At 71.1% G+C, this 19,447-nt stretch carries 14 protein-coding genes and 1 riboswitch; of the genes, 8 read left to right on the top strand and 6 right to left on the bottom strand.

What is annotated here, in order from left to right; genetic code table 11:
• Positions 1-41 precede the first annotated feature (41 nt).
• Together ACFY0T_RS12295 and ACFY0T_RS12290 are read left to right on the top strand one after the other, a co-directional pair.
• Positions 42-1,406, top strand: coding sequence for an SWIM zinc finger family protein (locus tag ACFY0T_RS12295; RefSeq protein WP_388867946.1), 1,365 nt, complete (start codon positions 42-44; stop codon positions 1,404-1,406).
• Between the two features lie 303 nt (positions 1,407-1,709).
• Positions 1,710-3,320, top strand: a complete 1,611-nt coding sequence (locus ACFY0T_RS12290) for a DUF5691 domain-containing protein (RefSeq protein ID WP_388867943.1) — start codon at positions 1,710-1,712, stop codon at positions 3,318-3,320.
• Positions 3,321-3,526: 206 nt separating this feature from the next.
• On the opposite strand, the gene ACFY0T_RS12285 is transcribed toward ACFY0T_RS12290, so the two are convergent.
• Positions 3,527-3,943 carry a cobalamin B12-binding domain-containing protein gene (locus ACFY0T_RS12285; protein ID WP_388867940.1) on the bottom strand — a complete coding sequence of 139 codons (417 nt, stop codon included), beginning with the start codon at positions 3,941-3,943 and terminating at the stop codon, positions 3,527-3,529.
• Positions 3,944-4,603: 660 nt separating this feature from the next.
• Here ACFY0T_RS12285 and ACFY0T_RS12280 point away from each other — a divergent pair.
• On the top strand, positions 4,604-5,464 hold the full coding sequence (locus tag ACFY0T_RS12280; protein ID WP_388867937.1) for an esterase/lipase family protein: 861 nt from the start codon (positions 4,604-4,606) through the stop codon (positions 5,462-5,464).
• A 209-nt stretch (positions 5,465-5,673) separates the two neighbouring features.
• The gene (locus ACFY0T_RS12275; protein ID WP_388867934.1) at positions 5,674-7,284 is read left to right on the top strand and encodes a M23 family metallopeptidase; all 1,611 of its coding nucleotides are present in this window, start codon (positions 5,674-5,676) and stop codon (positions 7,282-7,284) included.
• A 39-nt stretch (positions 7,285-7,323) separates the two neighbouring features.
• Here ACFY0T_RS12275 and pcrA read toward each other — a convergent pair whose 3' ends face one another.
• A complete protein-coding gene (gene pcrA / locus ACFY0T_RS12270; RefSeq protein ID WP_388867931.1) occupies positions 7,324-9,777 on the bottom strand; it encodes a DNA helicase PcrA in 2,454 nt (817 codons plus the stop codon).
• Between the two features lie 491 nt (positions 9,778-10,268).
• Positions 10,269-10,441, top strand: a riboswitch (cyclic di-AMP (ydaO/yuaA leader).
• 7 nt (positions 10,442-10,448) lie between these two features.
• Here pcrA and ACFY0T_RS12265 point away from each other — a divergent pair.
• The gene (locus tag ACFY0T_RS12265) at positions 10,449-11,648 is read left to right on the top strand and encodes an NlpC/P60 family protein (RefSeq protein ID WP_388867928.1); all 1,200 of its coding nucleotides are present in this window, start codon (positions 10,449-10,451) and stop codon (positions 11,646-11,648) included.
• A gap of 262 nt (positions 11,649-11,910) precedes the next feature.
• Positions 11,911-12,918, top strand: coding sequence for a tellurite resistance/C4-dicarboxylate transporter family protein (locus ACFY0T_RS12260; RefSeq protein ID WP_388867925.1), 1,008 nt, complete (start codon positions 11,911-11,913; stop codon positions 12,916-12,918).
• A gap of 6 nt (positions 12,919-12,924) precedes the next feature.
• Here the strand turns inward: ACFY0T_RS12260 and ACFY0T_RS12255 are convergent, their stop codons facing one another.
• Entirely contained in the window at positions 12,925-13,278 is a 354-nt protein-coding gene (locus ACFY0T_RS12255; protein WP_369248664.1) for a hypothetical protein, read from the bottom strand.
• 419 nt (positions 13,279-13,697) lie between these two features.
• On the opposite strand from ACFY0T_RS12255, the gene ACFY0T_RS12250 reads away from it, so the two are divergent.
• Positions 13,698-14,762, top strand: a complete 1,065-nt coding sequence (locus ACFY0T_RS12250) for an NlpC/P60 family protein (RefSeq protein WP_388867921.1) — start codon at positions 13,698-13,700, stop codon at positions 14,760-14,762.
• A 13-nt stretch (positions 14,763-14,775) separates the two neighbouring features.
• Here ACFY0T_RS12250 and ACFY0T_RS12245 read toward each other — a convergent pair whose 3' ends face one another.
• A complete protein-coding gene (locus ACFY0T_RS12245) occupies positions 14,776-16,350 on the bottom strand; it encodes a PLP-dependent aminotransferase family protein (protein WP_388867918.1) in 1,575 nt (524 codons plus the stop codon).
• 28 nt (positions 16,351-16,378) lie between these two features.
• Here ACFY0T_RS12245 and ACFY0T_RS12240 point away from each other — a divergent pair, with 28 nt between their 5' ends.
• On the top strand, positions 16,379-17,200 hold the full coding sequence (locus tag ACFY0T_RS12240; RefSeq protein ID WP_388867915.1) for an L-histidine N(alpha)-methyltransferase: 822 nt from the start codon (positions 16,379-16,381) through the stop codon (positions 17,198-17,200).
• A 25-nt stretch (positions 17,201-17,225) separates the two neighbouring features.
• Here ACFY0T_RS12240 and ACFY0T_RS12235 read toward each other — a convergent pair whose 3' ends face one another.
• Positions 17,226-17,999, bottom strand: coding sequence for a LuxR C-terminal-related transcriptional regulator (locus ACFY0T_RS12235; RefSeq protein WP_388867912.1), 774 nt, complete (start codon positions 17,997-17,999; stop codon positions 17,226-17,228).
• Positions 17,996-19,321 carry a PspC domain-containing protein gene (locus ACFY0T_RS12230; RefSeq protein WP_388867909.1) on the bottom strand — a complete coding sequence of 442 codons (1,326 nt, stop codon included), beginning with the start codon at positions 19,319-19,321 and terminating at the stop codon, positions 17,996-17,998. The genes ACFY0T_RS12235 and ACFY0T_RS12230 overlap by 4 nt, the downstream gene beginning before the upstream one ends.
• Positions 19,322-19,447: the final 126 nt, after the last annotated feature.

Below are 19,447 nucleotides of genomic sequence, written 5' to 3'. Positions count from 1 at the left end.
GCGAGGGCCGATTGTCAGTGGCGGGATCTACCTTCGATGGCATGACTCAGCAGGCGGTGCGCTGGACGGCGGATCAGGTGCTGGCACTGGCGCCTGACGCCGCGTCACGCAAGGCGGGAAGCAAACTCGGCGCGGCCGGGCCGTGGTCGGAGGCGGGCAGTTCTGACGAGGGGACGGTATGGGGACTGTGCAGGGGAAGTGGCAGCAAGCCGTATCAGACGGTCATCGACATCGCGGACTCCACCGGGCCCGCTTGCAAGTGCAGTTGCCCGAGCCGAAAGTTCCCCTGCAAGCACGCGCTGGGGCTGCTGCTGCTCTGGACGGGCGCGGACGGCACGGTGCCGCGGGGGCAGGCACCGGACTGGGCGGAGCAGTGGATAGAGGGGAGACGAAAGCGCGCGGAGGAGAAGAGGACGGCGGGCGGGGCATCTGGAGCGTCCTCGTCGGGTGATCCGGAGGCGGCCCGGCGCAGGGCGGAGCGGCGGGCCGAGCGGATCACCGCGGGCGCGGCCGAGTTGGAGCAGCGGCTGGCGGATCTGCTGCGCGGCGGCCTCGCCACGGCCGAGCAGACGGGGTACGAGCTGTGGGAGGAGACGGCGGCCCGGATGGTCGACGCACAGGCGCCCGGACTGGCCGCGCGGGTAAGGGAGTTGGGCGCGATCCCGTCGTCCGGTCCGGGCTGGCCGGTGCGCCTGCTGGAGGAGTGCGCGCTGCTTCACCTCCTCGACCAGGGCTGGCTGCGGCGCGAGCGGCTGCCGGACGGCCTTGCCGCGACGGTCCGTTCACGGGTCGGGCTGTCCGGCTCGGCGGACGGCCCACCGCTGCGGGACCGCTGGCTGGTCCTCGCCCAGTACGACACGGCGGACGCCCGTCTCACGACGCGCAGAATCTGGCTGTACGGCGCGGAGTCCGGCCGCACGGTCCTGCTCCTCTCGTACGGGGCGGCAGGCCGCGCACCGGAGCTGGCGCTGCCCGTGGGGCTGGCCTTCGAGGCGGAGGTGTCCGCGTACCCGGGCGCCGGGCAGCTACGGGCCGCGCTGGGCGAGCAGTTCACGCCTCCCGCACCCACGGCGATACGCCCACCGGGGCTGACCACACCCCAGGCGGCCGCCCGCTACGGAGAGGCTCTGCGGACCGACCCGTGGCTGGACTCCTACCCCGTCACCCTGGACCGCGTCGTACCCACCCCGGACGGCGACTCCTGGCAACTCGCCGACGCCGACGGCGACTTGGCCCTGCCCCTCACTCCCTCCGCCCGATCCCGCCCCGACCTGTGGCGTCTCGTCGCCCTCTCCGGCGGCGCCCCCGTCACGGTCTTCGGCGAATGCGGCCACCGCGGCTTCACTCCGCTGACGGCCTGGGCGGAGGGCGCGGGGGATCCGGGGGATGCGGTGCCGCTGTGCTGACCAGGCGGTCTGCGCGGGCCGCGGGAGCTGCACGGGCTGCATGGGCCGCGGAAGCGTCAGGGGCCGCCCTGACCAGGCAGACCGCACCCGGCCGCACGGATCGCACCGACCGCACCGACCGCACCGACCGCACCGACCGCACCGACCAGCCTGACGACCTCGTACGGACCCGTACGGACCCGGCTCGTACGGACCCATACGGCCCCATACAGACCCACACAGACTCATACACGTCCCCAAACGGCCCCATACGGCCCCGTACGGACATACGGCCCCGTACGGACTCATACGGAAAGGACGCTCATGAACACGACCTCGGCTTCCGCGGGCGCGCCCGCCGGTGGCTCCTGGGAGGAGCTCGTCACCGTGGCGCTGCTCGGGACCGAGCGGCGTCCGCCTCCGGGGTGGGCGGCGCCGGTGGCGTTGCTGGACGCGGCCGCAGTGGAGACGTTGCGGCGGCGGGCCGGCGTGCGGCCGGCGCGGGCGGCGGCCCGGCCGGAGCCGGCGGCGCGGGATCCCCGCCCCCCGCTGCCGCACGCCGCGGCCCGCAGGCTGGCGATGCTGCTGGCGGACCGGCCCGGCACGGGAGGCGGTGGCCGCAGGGGGACGGCGCCGGACCTCATGGAGCTGCTGCCCCAGTGGCTGGCTCTGGCGAACGCGCGCGGATTCGCGGCGCCTCCACAGGCACTGCCCGCCCTCCTCGACGCGGCCCGCGGACGCACGGATCTGCGGCCGGCGGCCCTGGCCTTCGCAGGGCCGCGGGCGCTGTGGCTGGCGCGGCTGAACCAGGAGTGGCGGTTCGCGCTGCGCGCCGCCCCGGGTGGCGGCGCCGCGCTGCCCGGCCCGGAGGAGACCGAGCGCGTCCAACAGCTGTGGCAGGAGGGGTTGTTCGCCGAGCGGGTCGCGCTGCTCTCGGCGATACGGGCGAAGGAACCCGCCGCCGCACGCGAGTTGCTCGCCACGACTTGGGCGACGGAGCGGGCCGAGGACCGGCTGATGTTCCTCGACTCGCTGCGGTCGGGGCTGTGCGCGGCGGACGAGCCGTTCCTGGAGCGGGCGCTGACCGACCGGAGCCGGAACGTGAGGGCGACGGCGGCGGAGTTGCTGTCCGCGCTGCCCGGTTCCGCGCTCGCGGCGCGGATGGCGGCCCGGGCCGGTTCGTGCGTGTCCGTCGACCGTACGCGGGGCACGCCCACGATCGTGGTCGAGGCGCCGCACGAGTGCGACGCGGGTATGGAGCGGGACGGCGTGGTGCCGAAGGCTCCGGCCGGGCGGGGCGAACGGTCGTGGTGGCTGGGCCAGTTGGTCGAGGCGGCGCCGCTCGGGGCATGGCCGGAGCGGCTCGGGGGGCGTACGCCGGAGGAGATCGTGGCGCTGCCCGTGGCGGACGACTGGCAGGGCGAGCTGCATGCCGCGTGGTGCCGGGCGGCCGTGCGGCAGCGTGATCCCGGGTGGTCCAGGGCGCTTCTCGGAGCGCCCTCCGCGCCGGAGGCCGGGGGGCCGGGTGCGGTGTCACTGGCCGAGCGGTCCAAGCTGCTCGCCACGTTGGAGGCCGGGGAGCGGGCCGAGTGGGTGGCGGGGTTCATCGGTACGCACGGGTTGTCCGAGGCGTTTCAGTTGCTCGGGGTGTGTGCGGTGCCCTGGGCGGGGGCCTTGGGGCGGGCGGTCGTCGACGCGCTCAATATCGCGCGGGACGCGGGGAGTTATCCCTGGAGCTTCAGTGGGGTGATGGGGCTGGCCGAGCGGTGTCTCGACCCGGCGGAGGCGGTGCGGCTCGATGGGCTCACCTCGGTGCCCGACGAGTCGGAGAACGCGGCGCCGGGTGCCGGTGGCTACTGGGCCGAGGCGTTCCAGCGCCTCGTCACCACCCTGCGTCTGCGCGCGGCCATGGCTTCGGAGCTTGCGGCACCGTGAGGGATTTTTTCGCCCCCCTCCGCCCCCCAGACCTCGCGCTCGTCCTCAAACGCCGGACGGGCTAAAACTCTCCAGCCCCGGCCGGCAAAGGTTCAACCCCTCCGGCGTTTGAGGAGCGGGGTCTGGGGCGGAGCCCCAGGAGGACGGGAATGGGCAGGGGCGGCGGGGGCGAAAAACCCTCTGCGCACGCCCCCGCCAGAACCGCACTACGCCCCCGCCGGCTGCCTCACATTCGCTCGTACCCAGTCCACGATCGACGCCGTCGTCGCGCCCGGGGTGAAGATCTCCGCGACGCCCTTCGCCTTGAGGGGCGCGATGTCCGCCTCGGGGATGATCCCGCCGCCGAAAACCTTGATGTCCTCCGCGTCGCGCTCCTTGAGGAGGTCGATGACGGCCGCGAAGAGCGTGTTGTGGGCGCCGGAGAGGATCGAGAGGCCGATCGCGTCGGCGTCCTCCTGAATCGCGGTGTCGACGATCTGCTCGGGGGTCTGATGGAGCCCGGTGTAGATGACCTCCATACCGGCGTCGCGCAGCGCCCGCGCGATCACCTTGGCCCCGCGATCGTGGCCGTCGAGCCCCGGCTTGGCCACCACCACGCGGATCGGACCGGCTGCCACACCCATCACTGCCTCCATGAACCGACTACATCAACCTGTATCAACCTGTACCGACTACCGACACATGGCTAACTGAACTACCGAATACGACTACCGACACATATCGCATATTCCGCTGCTCACCGCACCGGATGCGCCTGGCGGCACGGGCGCCCCGAGCCGCACAAGCCGGGGAAGTGAACGAACGTTATCGCCAGCATCCCGCAACCGGCAGTTTCACGGTGGAGACCGAGGGGGAAATCACACACTGGGACAAGTTCACCGCGCACCGTTCCGCGTCCGGCGGCACACGCGCCGCATGGAGATGCGGCACACGGGCCCCGGCCGGAGCCTGCGCAAGGAGAGCCGCGATCAGGTGGCCTTACCACCGCGACGTCAGCGGGACACCGCGGCGGTGGGGCACATCAGCGGAGGCACGACAGCGGGGAGCCAGCCAGCACAAGCACCATCACGACGGGACGACGAAGACGACTCCACGGCGCCACCGGGCCCACCGCCCACGGCGTGGAACCGTATCGCGCCCCTCGACAGGGCACTCCGTAGCGTCACCGGCGCCTCACGCGCCGCACACGCACCGTCGGCCACCGTCGTCACCATCACCGCGGCTTTCCACGAGGGCACACGGGGGACAGAGCGGTCCTGCCGCGTGCCGACTGGAGGTCGGCCATGAAGGTCACCAGGGCAGCGCTGCCCTTTCTCCCCCTCTGTCAACGCCTGTTTCCGAGCAGACTGGCAGGAATCTCGGTGGCCATCCTGAAGGCGACGGCCCTGGAGATCGCGATCCTCGCCGGACACCTCCTCCTCTACCCCTCCGGCATCACCCCGGAGCGCCGTTCCGCCCCGCCGCTCCCCTCGCCCGACGCCGCCCAGCTGCCCACCGAGGCCAAGCCTCCGGTCGTCCTGCTGCACGGCTTCATCGACAACCGCTCGGTCTTCGTCTTACTGCGCCGCAATCTCGCCCAGCACGGCAGGCAGCACGTCGAGTCACTCAACTACTCCCCATTAACGTGCGACATCCGCACCGCGGCCGAGCTGCTCGGTCGGCACATAGAGGAGATCTGTGAGCGCACGGGTCATGAGCGGGTGGACATCGTCGGGCACAGCCTCGGTGGCCTGATCGCGCGTTATTACGTACAGTGCCTGGGCGGTGACACGCACGTACGCACCCTGGTCACACTCGGCACACCGCATTCGGGCACCCGCGTCGCCCCGTTGATGAACGCGCACCCGATCGTCCGTCAGATGCGCCCGGGCTCCGAGGTGATCGAGGAGCTGCGGGGCCCCGCACCGGGTTGCCGTACGCACTTCGTCAGCTTCTGGAGCGATCTCGACCACCTCATGGACCCGCTGGAGACGGCCTGCGTCGACCATCCGGACCTGCTCGCGCAGAACGTCCGCGTGAGCGGCGTCGGCCATCTCGCCCTGCCCGTGCACCCCGCGGTCGCGGCAGGGATACGGCAGGCACTCGACATCGCGGAGACAGGAGTCGGCGCCACCGCCCAGACCGGCGGCCTGACAGTGGCGTAACAGCCACCGGACAGCCGCCGGACGGACCCGCCGCTTCGAACAACTCTCGAACGCCAGGCCAAAGGCGTGCCCGCACTCCCCCGAAACACGGCCGAATGCCCGTTTCCTGTGGAGGGGAAACCTGCCGAAGATTGTCGCGCCCGCGTACCGCCGGGTACAGTCACCGCACTGCTCTGCCAGCCCCTGTTGTCGAGGCGAAAGAGAAGTTGGTGAACGACCGTCACCCGTCGGGGACCGTAACTCCCCCGGCTCCGGCTTCCGATGCCGCCTCGGCGCTCTATGCGTCGTACGGCGGGCAGGAAGCCCAGTACGGCGACTTCACCACGTACGACGGCTACACCGCCACCGGTTTTGACACGGGCACCCACGGCACGGGCATCACCACGGGCACCGGCACCTACGCGACCGCGAGCTTCGAGACCGACCCCCTCTTCGGCGACATGCCGGGCGCGGGCGGCGGCACGGGCTCGTACGACGCCACGCAGTGGGGCACCGGCAGCCACCAGACGCTGAACTACGACCCGTACGCCGCGCAGCACCAGGCCGCGTACGACACCGGCAGCTACGAAACGACCACGTGGGCGACCGGTTACCAGCAGCTCGCCGAGATCCCCGCGCAGCATCCGGGTCCAGAAGCCTCGGGCCAGTGGGACGCGACCGCCTGGCTCCAGCCCGAGCAGCCGCTCGACGGGACCCAGCAGTGGAGCGCCCCGACCCAGGAAACGGGCGCGTACGACGCCACGCAGTGGAACACCGCCGGCAGCCATGACACGGCTCATGACATGTACCAGGTGTACGAGCACCCGCAGAGCGAGTCGTACGAGCACCAGCACGCGCATCCCGAGCCGTACGAGCACCAGCACGAGACCCACGCGCCCGAGCCCTTCGACCAGCAGGCGACCGCCACGTTCGAGCAGGTCTCGTACGAGCAATCCGCCTCCTCGGAGGACGAGTTCGAGGCGTCGGCCGACGAGCACGACGCCCAAGACGCCCATGACGTCGACGACGCGCACGAGACGCCGCTGCTCGACGACATGGAAGAGATCATCCCGGCCCCCCGCGCCGCGTCGCGGGCCGCTTCCCGCTCCCGTCGCCGCAGCCCCGCGAAACGCTCCGCTCTGCTGACCGTCGCCGTGCCCTCAGCCTGTGTGATGGGGGTCGCGGGGATCGCCGCCGCCTCCGTGGGCGGCATCGGCGGGAACGACAGCAAGGACACGACGGCCAGCGCCTCCGACGCGACCGCCGTGAAGCCGTCCACCGCGAACAACAAGCTGGACACCCAGCTCGAGAGTCTCTCCGCGGGCGCCGACGACTTCGCCGACCGGGCCAGCCGGACGCAGGAACGTATTGACCTCAAGGCCGAGCAGGAAGCCCAGAAGAGGAAGGCGGCGGAGGAGGCGGCCCGCAAGGAGCGGCTGCGTCCGAAGTTCGCGCTCCCGGTGATGCAGAAGGGGCTCAGCGCCTACTTCGGCCAGGCGGGCATCAACTGGATGTCCGTGCACACGGGCATCGACTTCCCGGTCTCGTACGGTACGACGGTGATGGCCGCGACCGACGGGACCGTCCGGACGCAGTGGAACAGCGCGTACGGGAACATGGCGATCGTCACCGCGAAGGACGGCACGGAGACGTGGTACTGCCACCTCTCCAGCTACAGGGTCGCCTCGGGCACCACCGTGAAGGCCGGTGACCCCATCGCGTTCTCCGGGAACTCCGGCAACTCGACCGGCCCGCATCTGCACTTCGAGGTCCGGCCGGCCGGCGGTTCGGCGATCGACCCGCTGCCGTGGCTGCGCAGCCACGGCCTGGACCCGACGTAGGACGTCACCGACCGCCGGGCCCAGCCGCCTCCGTACCGGCTACAGCTTCTCCACCGGCGCGTACCGCAGCAGCAGCCGCTTGGGCTTCGCCTCGCCGAAGTCGATCGTCGCCTCCGCGTTCGCACCCGTCCCCTTCACCCCGACGACGGTGCCGAGGCCGAACTGGTCGTGCGTGACCCGGTCCCCGACGGCCAGCGAGACCACCGGCTTCTCGGAGACGCCGCGGCGCGTCGCGAACCCGGAGGCACCCGAGGCCGCGGACCGCGCGCGCGAGGACGACAGGGACGCCGCGACACCCGAGGCCGGGCCGGACGGCATGGGAGCCGTCGCACCCGTGCGCTTCCAGTCCAGATGGGCCGCCGGGATCTCCTCCAGGAAGCGGGACGGCGGGTTGTACGAGGGCTGCCCCCACGCGCTGCGCATGGACGACCGGGTGAGGTACAGCCGCTCCCGCGCGCGTGTGATGCCGACGTACGCCAGGCGCCGCTCCTCCTCCAGCTCCTTGACCTGTCCCAGCGCGCGCATGTGCGGGAAGACGCCGTCCTCCATGCCGGTCAGGAAGACCACGGGGAATTCGAGGCCCTTGGCGGTGTGCAGGGTCATCAGGGTGATGACGCCGTTGCCGTCCTCCTCGTCCGGGATCTGGTCGGAGTCGGCGACGAGGGCGACCCGCTCCAGGAAGTCGGAGAGTCCGCCCGCGGCCTCGCCCTCACCGGTCTCCTGCTCGAACTCCAGGGCCACGGCGGCGAGTTCCTGAAGGTTCTCGATCCGGGTCTCGTCCTGCGGGTCGGTAGAGGCCTGCAACTCGGCGAGATAGCCGGTGCGTTCGAGGACCGCCTCCAGGACGGTGGCCGGGCCCGCGCCCGATTCCACGATCGTCCTCAGGTCCTCCATCAGCGTGTTGAACCGCTTGACCGCGTTGGTCGAGCGGGCCGCCATCCCGTACGCCTCGTCGACGCGGCGCAGCGCCTGCGGGAAGCTGATCTTCTCGCGCTGCGAGAGCGCGTCGATCATCGCCTCGGCGCGCTCGCCGATGCCGCGCTTGGGGACGTTGAGGATGCGGCGCAGCGGGACCGAGTCCTCGGGGTTGGACAGCACCCGCAGGTACGCGAGGACGTCCCGGACCTCCTTGCGCTCGTAGAAGCGGACGCCGCCGACGACCTTGTAGGGCAGGCCGACGCGGATGAAGACCTCTTCGAAGACACGGGACTGCGCGTTCGTCCGGTAGAAGACGGCGACGTCGCCGGCCTTGGCCTCGCCCGCGTCGGTGAGACGGTCTATCTCGTCGGCGACGAACTGCGCCTCGTCGTGCTCGGTGTCGGCGACATATCCCGTGATGTTCGAACCCGCGCCCGCGTTGGTCCACAGGTTCTTGGGGCGGCGGGATTCGTTGCGCTCGATGACCGCGTTGGCGGCGGAGAGGATCGTCTGGGTGGAGCGGTAGTTCTGCTCGAGCAGGATCGTCGTCGCGTCCGTGTAGTCCTCCTCGAACTGGAGGATGTTGCGGATGGTCGCGCCGCGGAAGGCGTAGATCGACTGGTCGGCGTCACCCACCACGCACAGCTCGCCGGGGTCGCTGTCGGCAGGCCCCACCAGCTCCCTGACCAGCGCGTACTGCGCGTGGTTGGTGTCCTGGTACTCGTCGACCATGACGTGCCGGAAGCGGCGGCGGTAGTGCTCGGCGACGTCCGGGAAGGCGCGCAGCAGGTTGACCGTCGTCATGATCAGGTCGTCGAAGTCGAGCGCGTTGGCCTCGCGCAGCCTCGACTGGTACAGGGCATACGCCTGGGCGAGGGTCTTCTCGAAGCCGTCGGAGGCCTGGTTCGCGAAGTCCTCCTCGTCGATCAGCTCGTTCTTCAGGTTCGAGATCTTGGCGCTGAACGACTTGGGCGGGAAGCGCTTGGGGTCGAGGTCCAGGTCGCGGCAGACCAGGGCCATCAGGCGCTTGCTGTCGGCGGCGTCGTAGATCGAGAAGGACGACGTGAAGCCGAGCTTCTTGGACTCGCGGCGCAGGATGCGGACGCACGCGCTGTGGAAGGTCATCACCCACATCGCGCCCGCGCGCGGGCCGACGAGGTGCTCGACGCGCTCCTTCATCTCGCCCGCGGCCTTGTTCGTGAAGGTGATCGCGAGGATCTGGCCGGGGTGGACATTCCGCTCGGCCAGCAGATACGCGATGCGGTGCGTGAGCACACGGGTCTTGCCGGAGCCGGCGCCGGCCACGATGAGCAGGGGGGCGCCGGAGTGCACCACGGCCGCGCGCTGGTTCTCGTTCAGCCCGTCCAGCAGCGCCGCCGGGTCCACGGCAGGGCGGTGCGCGCCGTCGCGGTAGTACGCGTCCCGGTCCGGCGGCACGTCGAACTTCCCGCCGAACAGATCGTCCGGAACGGGCTCCGGCACGTGATCGTCCTCGGGCGGCGGCGGGGGCTCTTCCTCGTGGGCCCCGGAGGGCTTGAGGTCCGCCAGGAAGCTGTCATCAAAGAGGCTGCTCATCGCTCTCCGAGTCTAGGCCGCCCCACTGACAGCCCGCCGCCACCCCGGAAACTCCGCACCTTTATGGGGACCAATATGGGTCCTCGGGTCCTCGGGTCCTCGGATGCCGATGATCTTCCAGAGCCGGCCGCCCCGGCACCTCCTCACCCTCCAGGACCGTTCCGTCACGGTCGGCGATCAGCCAGGCCGAGGCATGGACCTGCATGGACCTACATGGGCCTGCGTAGGCCTTCCCGTCGTACGTCGTGAACGGCCGGCCTTGCCCTTGGGCGAGAGGGCCACCAGGTCGTTGCCCACCCAGAACCGGGCGGACGTCACCACTCCGGACAACTCGTCACAGACCCCTCCGCATTGACCGTGCATAGGGAGGTCCATGAATAAGGTCACGAAAATGTATCGGGCATATCGCACATCAACCTTCACAGGGGCCACACGAGTTGGCTAGCGTGCGCACAGGCCGCTCGACACCCACCGGCGAACGTCGCCGGGCCGTGCGGCCTCCGCCGAGTCCGGTACGCCCTCGCAGCAGCCGGAGCCGGGGACCCACCGACCTTGGGGTGAATCGGTCCAACTGCCTTGTGGGGCAAGGACCGTAGGGCAATCCTTCCGGAACCACCCGCCCGAACCCGACAGCTAACTCGGTAGGCGGATGACGGAAGGAGTCGCCTCTCTTGGCGTCGCATCGCAAATGGCGTCCTACGGGTACGCGGATAGCAGGCATACGGACCCCCGCGCTCGCGACGGCGGCGCTCACCTCCGTGGCCCTGCTCTCCCAGACGGCGAACGCCGCGCCCTCGGCCGAACCCAAGCCGAGCCTCGAAGAAGTCGAGAAGAAGGTCAACGACCTTTACCACCAGGCCGAGACGGCCACCGAGAAGTACAACGCCGCCAAGGAGAAGACCTCCAAGCAGCGCAAGAGCGTCGACACGCTCCTCGACGACGTCGCCCAGCGCACCGAGAAGCTCAACACCGCGCGCGAGGAACTCGGATCGTTCGCGGCGGCGCAGTACCGCACCGGGGCCGCCGCCCCCAACACCGCGACCCTGCTGCTCGCCGACGACCCGCAGGACTACTTCGACCAGACGCAGCTGATGAGCCGTCTGACCACCCGCCAGAAGGCGGCCGTCGACGACTACATCACCGAGCAGGCCGCCACCACGAAGAAGCGCGCGGAGGCCGCCAAGAGCCTGCAGACGCTCACCACGTCGCAGAACGCGCTGAAGACGTCCAAGGCCGACGTCCAGCACAAGCTCTCCGAGGCCCGCGAACTGCTCTCGAAGCTGACCGCCGAGGAGAAGGCGCGGCTCGCGGCGATCGAGAAGAAGAAGCAGGAGGAAGCCGCGCGCAAGGCGGCGGAGCTGGCGGAGCAGCAGGCCGCCGCCGAGGCCGCGAAGAAGGCGGCGGAGCAGGAGTCGTCGTCGAGCACCACGAGCGGCTCGTCGGACACCACGAGCGGCTCGTCGGGCACCACGACCGGTTCGTCGGGCTCGACCACCACCGACTCCTCGTACGCAACGAAGGCGGCGAAGTCCATCGCGTTCGCCCGTGCGCAGATCGGCAAGCCGTACGTCTGGGGCGCGACCGGCCCGGACTCGTACGACTGCTCGGGCCTGACCCAGGCCGCCTGGAAGGCCGCCGGCGTCACCCTCCCGCGCACCACCTGGGACCAGGTGAACGCGGGCACGACGGTCTCCCTCGCCAACGCCCAGCCCGGTGACCTGATCTTCTTCTACGACGACATCAGCCACGTCGGCCTCTACATCGGCAACGGCATGATGATCCACGCGCCGAAGCCGGGGGCGTACGTCCGCGAGGAGTCGATCTACTACGCGGGCGAGTCGATCATCCACAGCGTGGTGCGACCGGCGTAGGCCATTCCGCGAGCAACGCTTTGTGCGGGGCACGCGCGCGTGGGGCATGTCGCGCTCCACGCGCGCGTGTCCCGCGTTTTCGTGCCCCACGCGCGCGTGCATTCTGGCTGCGGGCTCGACGCACGCGTGCATTCCCTCTTCGTGCTCGACGCGCGCGTGCCACCGCGATTTCGTGCCCCACGCGCGCGTGCCACCGCGTTTTCACGCGTCCCGCGCGCGTGCCCCGCGGGCAACTTGTCCGGAGATCCCTAGCATCAGGCGCATGCCAGCGATCTCCCAGCTCCGCGCCTGGTGGGCGCATCGGCCGCCCGCCGCCGGTGCCGCCGTCATGGCCACCGGCATCGTCTCGGTCGGGCTGCATCTGACCGGCTACGAGACCCTGTCCCGTATCGCGCTGGCCCTGGGGTCGGTCGCCTGGCTCGCGCTCGCAGCGGACTTCGTCGTACGGCTGATGCGGGAGCGGACGCGGTGGGTGGAGGAGGCGTGCTCGCCCCCGGGGCTCACCGCGGTCGCGGCGACCACGGTGCTCGGGACGCGGCTGTCGGCCCTGGGGTGGCAGGAGCCGGCCGAGGCCCTGCTCGCGCTGTCGGCGATGCTGTGGCCGGTGCTGCTCTTCGTCGTCGTGCGGCACTGGAAGCGTCGTATGCCGGGAGGGGTGTTCCTGGTGTGCGTGGCCACGCAAGGGCTCGCGGTGCTGGGCGCCACGCTCGCCGCGGCGGTGGGCCCGGAGTGGCTCGCGCATGGCGCGCTGGTGCTGTTCTGGCTGGGGATCGTGCTCTACGGGGTGGCGTTCGCGCACTTCGACGTCCGGGAGGTGGCCCGGGGTGCCGGGGACCAGTGGATCGCGGGCGGCGCCCTCGCCCTCTCGGCGCTGGCCGGGGCCAAGCTCATCGACGCGCACCACGTGAACCCGTACCTGTGGAACGACGACGACAGCGACGTCCTGCGCTCCGTGACCGTCGCGCTGCTCGTGCTCGCCTTCGCCTGGTACGCCGTCCTCGCCGCCGCGGAGCTGGTGTGGCCGCGCCCGAGCTACGACGTACGGCGCTGGGCGACCGTCTTCCCGATGGGGATGACGGCGGTGGCGGCCCTGTCGGTCGCGACCGCCGTCGATGCCCCTTGGCTCAAGGGCCCCGGGGAGGTGCTGCTGTGGATCTCGGCGGCGGCGTGGCTGGCCGTCGCGGCCGGAGCCGTCCGCGCGATGAGCGCGGCCGCCTCGAACAGCCCGACCGACCCGGCCCGCGCGATCAGGTCCAGGGCGCCGCGATGAACGCGATCAGGTCCAGAGCACCGCGATGAAGATGTTCGCGGTGGTCAGCAGGCCGACGAGCCCGAAGAGGCCCTTGTCGACCTTCTCGTCGTCCCGTTTCACATAGACGAGCCCGAGGATCACGATCAGCAGCGCCAGCTTCACGCCGATCTTGATGTTGTTGACCGGGTTGTCGTCGGCCTGGTTGAGGCCGACCAGGACCACGCCCGTGACCAGCATGGTCAGCGCGCCGTGCAGCATCGCGGGGACGAAGCGGGCGGTGCCCTGGCCCATCGCCTTCATCTGCGTGAGGAAGCCGCCGAGGAGCGAGGCGATGCCGATGATGTGCAGGCCGACGAAGAGATGGATGAGTACGTCCATGAGGCCGGAGCCTAATCGGACGCCCAGGTCCCTCCAGTCACCGGTCCCCCTTGTCACCGGTCCACCCCTTGTAACCCATAGCACCGGAGCAACGCCGGTTGTCCCGGATTCGCCGCATCGGTCATCGCACTGCGTGAAGCCGGTGACGCCAGGCGAGGATCACGGTCACATACGGTCACTGGGCGATCCAGTGGCGCCAGTTCCGTACATGGCGTTACCAACCCCTCACTCCCAGGTTTAGCGTCCTCCACCAGGTGACCGGCTCCCCACCGCCGCCCGGGCCAGGGGCGGCAGTCGGTCACCACCGCCGAGAAGGTCCGGCGGCGGCCCGCTCCCCCTGTGCAGGCCGCCGCCGGACGTGTAACCGCTGACCGCTCCGGTGCTCGCTCCGGCGGTCGTACGGAAGGACGTGGGCCCTCGTGGCAGCGCACCGCAAGCCCAGACAGCGCTCGCTCGGCGAAAACACGGCCCGCACAGCCGCCACGATCGCCCTCGCGGGCGCGGCGACGGCGACCGGCTTCGACGGGACCGGGCACGCCGATCCGCAACTGTCTCCGGCGCAGGTGAAGGCCAAGGTCGACAAGTTGTACGAGGAGGCGGAGGTCGCCACCGAGAAGTACAACGGCGCCAAGGAGAAGGCCGACAAGGCGGAGGAGCGGCTGAATGCGCTGCGCGACGAGGCGGCGCGCAAGGAGGACCGGCTCAACTCGGCGCGGGAGGCGCTGGGTTCGATAGCCGCGGCGCAGTACCGCAGCGGCGGCCTCGACCCCGCGCTGCAACTCGCGCTCTCCGACAATCCCGACCAGTACCTGGACGGCGCCGCGTTCGCCGAGCGGGCGGGCAGCCGGCAGTCGGCGGCCGTGGCCGGGGTACGCAAACAGCTGCGGGAGATCGAGCAGTTGCGCGGCGCCGCGCACATCGAGCTCAGCTCGCTCAAGTCGCGGCAGGCCGAGCTGAAGCGGCACAAGAAGACGATCAACGGGAAACTCGACGCGGCACGGCGGCTGCTGTCACAGCTCAGCGCCGATCAGCGCGCGCGGCTCGGGGAGAGCGGCGGCGCCGGGCAGCACGCCTCGCGTTCCTCGGCCCGCGACCTCGATGCGGTGTCGTCGTCCGGCACCGCCGCCGCCCCCAACTCCCGTGCGGCGACGGCCATCGCGTACGCCTATGAGAAGCTCGGCAGCCCCTACGTCTGGGGCGCCACCGGACCGGACGCCTTCGACTGCTCCGGCCTCGTCCAGGCCGCGTACCGCTCCGCGGGCATCTCCCTGCCCCGTACGACCTACGCCCAGATCGACGCCGGACGCCGGGTCTCACGCTCCGAACTCCTCCCCGGCGACCTGGTGTTCTTCTACTCGAGCATCAGCCATGTGGGCATCTATGTGGGCAACGGCCAGATGATCCACGCCCCGAATCCGACGGCGCCGGTGCGGGTGGCTCCGATCGACGAGATGCCGTTCGCGGGGGCCACCCGGGTGGTGTGAGCCTTGGAGGCTCTCAGCGGAGGTCTCGTAGCGCCTCGCCGATCGCCGCCACTCCCTCGGTGATGGCCGTGGCCGGTGACGCGGCATAGCCGAGGAGCAGGCCGGGCGGGCCCGGGCGCTGGTGGTGCCAGGAGAGCGGATGGGCCTTGACGCCACGGGCGAGGGAGGCGGCGGCGAGGTCGGTGTCCGCGAACGCCTCCGCCCTGTCTCCGTCGAAGGTGATCAGGAGATGCAGTCCCGCCGCCGCTCCGTGCACGACGGCGCCCGGCAGGTGGTCGCGGATCGCCGTGATCATGGCGTCGCGGCGGCGGCGATGGCGGCGGCGCAACAGCCGTAGATGCCGCTCCAGTTCGCCGGACTCCATGAGCCGGGCGAGTACGAGCTGGGGCAGGGCGGCGTTGCCGAGGTCGGCGAAGCGTTTCGCGGACACCAGCGCGTCGCGGTGGCGGGGCGGCGCGAGCACCCATCCCGTACGGAGCGCGGGGGCCAGCAGCTTGGACACGCTGCCCGCGTAACAGACCCGCTCGGGCAGCATCGACCGCAGCGCGGGCACGGGCGGCCGGTCGTAACGGTGCTCGGCGTCGTAGTCGTCCTCCACGATCAGCCCGCCGTCCCCGGCCCACCGCAGCAGCGCCCGGCGCCGCGCGCCCCCGAGCACGACCCCGGTCGGGAACTGGTGGGCCGGCGTGAGCAACACGGCTCGGTGCGCCCGCAGTTCGTCCACCCGGATGCCCTCGGCGTCGACGGACACGGGCGGCGTACGGAGCCCCTGGCGCCGCAGATGCTGCCGGACCCCGAGCGAGCCGGGGTCCTCCACGGCGATCTCCTCGACTCCGTCCTCGCGCAGCACCTGCCCGATCAGCGCCAGCGCCTGCGCGGTCCCCGCCACGACGACCACCTCGTCCGGCTCGGCCCTGATCCCCCGGTTCCGCGCCAGCCAGTGCGCCACGGCCCGCCGCAGCTCCGGCGTCCCCCGCGGATCCCCGTACCCGAAGCCCGCCGCGGACAGGCTCCCGAACACCTCCCGCTCGGCGCGCAGCCAGGCCGCCCGCGGGAACGCGGTGAGGTCGGGGACACCGGGCGAGAGGTCGATACGGGCGGGGGCGGAACGTACCAGGTCGAAGATGTCCTCACCGGGAGGATGGGTGAACACCCCTTTGGGGGCGACGAGTTGGTGCGGCGCGGGGGCCTTAGCGTCGATGGAGCCGACGGGATTCTCGCGCCGCGCGGGGTGGCGCGGTGGCTCCGCCGGAGGCGCGGGCGCCGCCACGACGACCGTCCCGTTGCGGCCCCTGCCCGCCACATGCCCGTCCTCGGACAGCCGCTGGTACGCCTCCGTCACCACCCCACGGGAGACACGCAGCTCGGCGGCGAGGATCCGGGTCGCCGGGAGCCGGCTCCCGAGCGGCAGGCGCCCGTCGGAGATCGCCCGCCGCAACTGCCCCGCCAGCCAGTCGGCCCGACCGCCGAACGGGGCATCGCCGATGTCGAGTTGGAGAAAGTCGGACCCCGACGCCGCGGGGATTACGGATGCGGCCGACTCGGCACGTATGGACCTGTCAACGGGAGCTCCATTGGACCTGTTCACCGAACCATTCTCGAACGAGGCTCGCCTCATGACCACGCCAATCGACTACGTCCACGGCTACTCCGCCCACGAGACCCGCCGCCTCGGCGACCAGGCCGACACGCTGGCGGCGCTGCTGCACTCGGGCACGGCCTACCTCGCGGGCAGCAAGATTCTCGAGGTCGGCTGCGGGGTGGGCGCGCAGACGGTGCACCTGGTGACGGCGAGCCCTCAGGCGCACTTCACGGCGGTCGACGTCTCGGCCGACTCCCTCGCCCAGGCCCGCGCCCGCGTGACGGCCCACGCCCCCGACGCGCACGTGTCGTGGCACCGGGCGAACCTCTTCGAACTCCCCTTTCCCGACGCCTCCTTCGACCACGTCTTCGTCTGCTTCGTCCTGGAACACCTGGCCGCCCCGCGCCAGGCCCTCACCGCCCTGCGCCGCGTCCTGCGTCCCGGCGGCAGCCTCACGGTCATCGAGGGCGACCACGGCTCTACGTTCTTCCACCCCGACAGCGCGTACGCCCACGCGGCGATCGACTGCCAGGTCCAACTCCAGTCCACGGCGGGCGGCAACGCGCTGATCGGCCGCCAACTGCACCCCCTCATCACCGGCGCCGGCTACACGGACGTCGAGGTCCGCCCCCGTACGGTCTACGCGGACCGCTCCCGCCCCGCCCTGGTGAACGGCTTCACCCGCAACACCTTCATCGCCATGATCGAGTCCGTACGCGAGGACGCCCTCGCCGCGGGCCTGATGACGGCCTCCGACTGGGACCGCGGCATCACGGACCTGTACCGCACGACCACCGACGACGGCACGTTCCACTACACGTTCTTCAAGGCCCACGCCGTGAACCCGACCCGGTGACCGGGACGTCAAGCCCCCCGGACGGTCACACCAGCCGTCGTGCCGTGGCCCATCGGGTCAGCTCGTGCCGGTTGGACAGCTGGAGCTTTCTGAGGACCGCCGAGACATGGGACTCGACCGTCTTGACGGAGATGAACAGCTGCTTGGCGATCTCCTTGTACGCGTAGCCACGGGCGATGAGGCGCAGGACCTCGCGCTCGCGCTGGGTGAGGCGGTCGAGGTCCTCGTCGACGGGCGGGGCGTCGGTCGAGGCGAACGCGTCCAGGACGAATCCGGCCAGGCGAGGCGAGAAGACCGCGTCGCCGTCCTGGACACGGAAGATGGAGTCGACGAGGTCCGTGCCGGTGATCGTCTTGGTGACGTACCCCCGGGCGCCGCCGCGGATCACGCCGATGACGTCCTCCGCGGCGTCCGACACGGACAGCGCGAGGAAGCGGACCGGCTGCTCGGCGGCGGCCATCAACGGGGCGCAGCGGCGCAGCACTTCGACACCGCCGCCGCCCGGCAGGTGGACGTCGAGCAGGACGACCTCGGGCCGCGTGGCCGTGATGACCGTGACCGCCTGGTCGACGTCGGCGGCCTCGCCGACCACCTCGACGCCGGTCCGCTCGGTCTGCCCGATCTCGGCCTGCACGCCCGTACGGAACATACGGTGGTCGTCGACCAGCACGACCCGCACGCGACGCCCTCCCCCGGCACCGGCCGACGCGGCCGCGTCCACGACCTCTCCGGATGCGGCGGCCGAAGGGGTCTCCTCAGCAGAACTGCCGGACTCCACAGGCCCGTTAGCGTCGCTCATGACGTCTTCTCCGCCCTCTCCATCTCCAACTCGACCTCCGTGCCGCCGTCCGGCACCGCGCGCAGTCGCGCCGTGCCGCCGTTGCGCTCCATACGGCCGATGATCGATTCTCTAACGCCCATGCGGTCGGCGGGTATCGCGTCGAGGTCGAAGCCGGGGCCGCGGTCGCGGACGGACACGAAGACCGTCCTGCCCTCGACTTCGGCGTAGACCTGTACCGCGCCGCCCTCGCCACCGTACTTGGCCGCGTTCACCATCGCTTCCCGCGCGGCCTGCATCTGTGCGGTCAGGCCCTCGTCGAGCGGGCAGTCGCCGACGACGACCACCTCGATGGGGACGCCGTGCTTGTCCTCGACCTCGGCGGCATGGCGCCGGACCGCTTCGGCGAGGGTGTCGGGCTCGTCGGCCTCGTCCTTCCCTGTCCCCTCCGGCTTGTAGAGCCAGGCGCGCAGGTCGCGCTCCTGGGCTCGGGCGAGCCGTCGTACCTCATTGCCATTGTCCGCGTTGCGCTGGATCAGGGTCAGGGTGTGCAGCACGGAGTCGTGGACGTGGGCGGCGACCTCGGCCCGCTCCTGGGCGCGGATGCGCATCAGGCGCTCCTCGGAGAGGTCCTGGGTCATACGGACGAGATAGGGGCCGGCGAGGAGCGCTATGCCGACGAGGACCGCGAGCGCCGCCTGCAGAACGGAGCCGAGGTGGGCCGCGGAGCCCTGGAGGACGAATATCCCGGAGACGCCCGCGGTGACGAGCAGAACGCCGGCCGCGGAACGCAGCAGCGTGAGCGTACGACGGCGGCGGCCGACCTCCACCCAGCGGGCCCGCCGCGCGTTGTCCGCCTGGCGCCAGACCAGGGCGACGCCCGCGCCGACGAGGACTGTCGGCCACAGATACGCCTTGGCTCCCCCGCCGAGGTTCACATTGCCGACGAAGACCATGGCCACGACGACCATGAGGAGCAGGGCCACGATCTGACCCTTGTCCGGCTTGCGGGCCACCAGTCTGCGGCGGCCGTCGGGGGCGGTCTCGGTGGTGAACGCCGGCGTCCGCCCGGAGCCGACGCCGCCGACGCCGAGCGGCACGAAGAACCAGAACGCGGCATACAGCAGCGCTCCCAGACCGTCCGCCATGAACAGTCCGACGAAGACGAGCCGCACCCAGATCACGGGCAGCCCGAGATGCCCGGCGAGCCCTCGCGCCACGCCCCCGAGCCAGCGTCCGTCGCTGCTGCGGTAGAGCTTGCGCGTGGGCCGCGGGTCGTCGAGGGGCATGGCTGCGGCTTCCGGCATGCCATCGATGTTCACACGCCCAGCGGGCCGGGGCATCAGGGTCGACCCCCGAGACGCCCCTGATCTTCGGAAAACCGGCGATGATCTAGGCAAAGCGGGCGATTGATCGTCGCAAGGCCGGTAGTTGATCGCCGGAAACCAGACGATCGAACACTCCCCCCT

The sequence above is a fragment of the Streptomyces sp. NPDC001530 genome, from assembly GCF_042894545.1.
Taxonomy (GTDB): Bacteria; Actinomycetota; Actinomycetes; order Streptomycetales; family Streptomycetaceae; genus Streptomyces.
Note: the sequence above shows the minus strand (reverse complement) of the source record. Positions and strands in the feature narration are given on the sequence as shown.

What these genes read in the sequence shown, in the direction of transcription:
- ACFY0T_RS12295 (WP_388867946.1), top strand. Translation starts at nt 42, where the DNA reads ATGACTCAGCAGGCGGTGCGCTGGACGGCGGATCAGGTGCTGGCACTG.
- ACFY0T_RS12290 (WP_388867943.1), top strand. Translation starts at nt 1,710, where the DNA reads ATGAACACGACCTCGGCTTCCGCGGGCGCGCCCGCCGGTGGCTCCTGG.
- ACFY0T_RS12285 (WP_388867940.1), bottom strand. Translation starts at nt 3,943, where the DNA reads ATGGGTGTGGCAGCCGGTCCGATCCGCGTGGTGGTGGCCAAGCCGGGG.
- ACFY0T_RS12280 (WP_388867937.1), top strand. Translation starts at nt 4,604, where the DNA reads ATGAAGGTCACCAGGGCAGCGCTGCCCTTTCTCCCCCTCTGTCAACGC.
- pcrA (WP_388867931.1), bottom strand. Translation starts at nt 9,777, where the DNA reads ATGAGCAGCCTCTTTGATGACAGCTTCCTGGCGGACCTCAAGCCCTCC.
- ACFY0T_RS12260 (WP_388867925.1), top strand. Translation starts at nt 11,911, where the DNA reads ATGCCAGCGATCTCCCAGCTCCGCGCCTGGTGGGCGCATCGGCCGCCC.
- ACFY0T_RS12255 (WP_369248664.1), bottom strand. Translation starts at nt 13,278, where the DNA reads ATGGACGTACTCATCCATCTCTTCGTCGGCCTGCACATCATCGGCATC.
- ACFY0T_RS12240 (WP_388867915.1), top strand. Translation starts at nt 16,379, where the DNA reads ATGACCACGCCAATCGACTACGTCCACGGCTACTCCGCCCACGAGACC.
- ACFY0T_RS12235 (WP_388867912.1), bottom strand. Translation starts at nt 17,999, where the DNA reads ATGAGCGACGCTAACGGGCCTGTGGAGTCCGGCAGTTCTGCTGAGGAG.
- ACFY0T_RS12230 (WP_388867909.1), bottom strand. Translation starts at nt 19,321, where the DNA reads ATGCCCCGGCCCGCTGGGCGTGTGAACATCGATGGCATGCCGGAAGCC.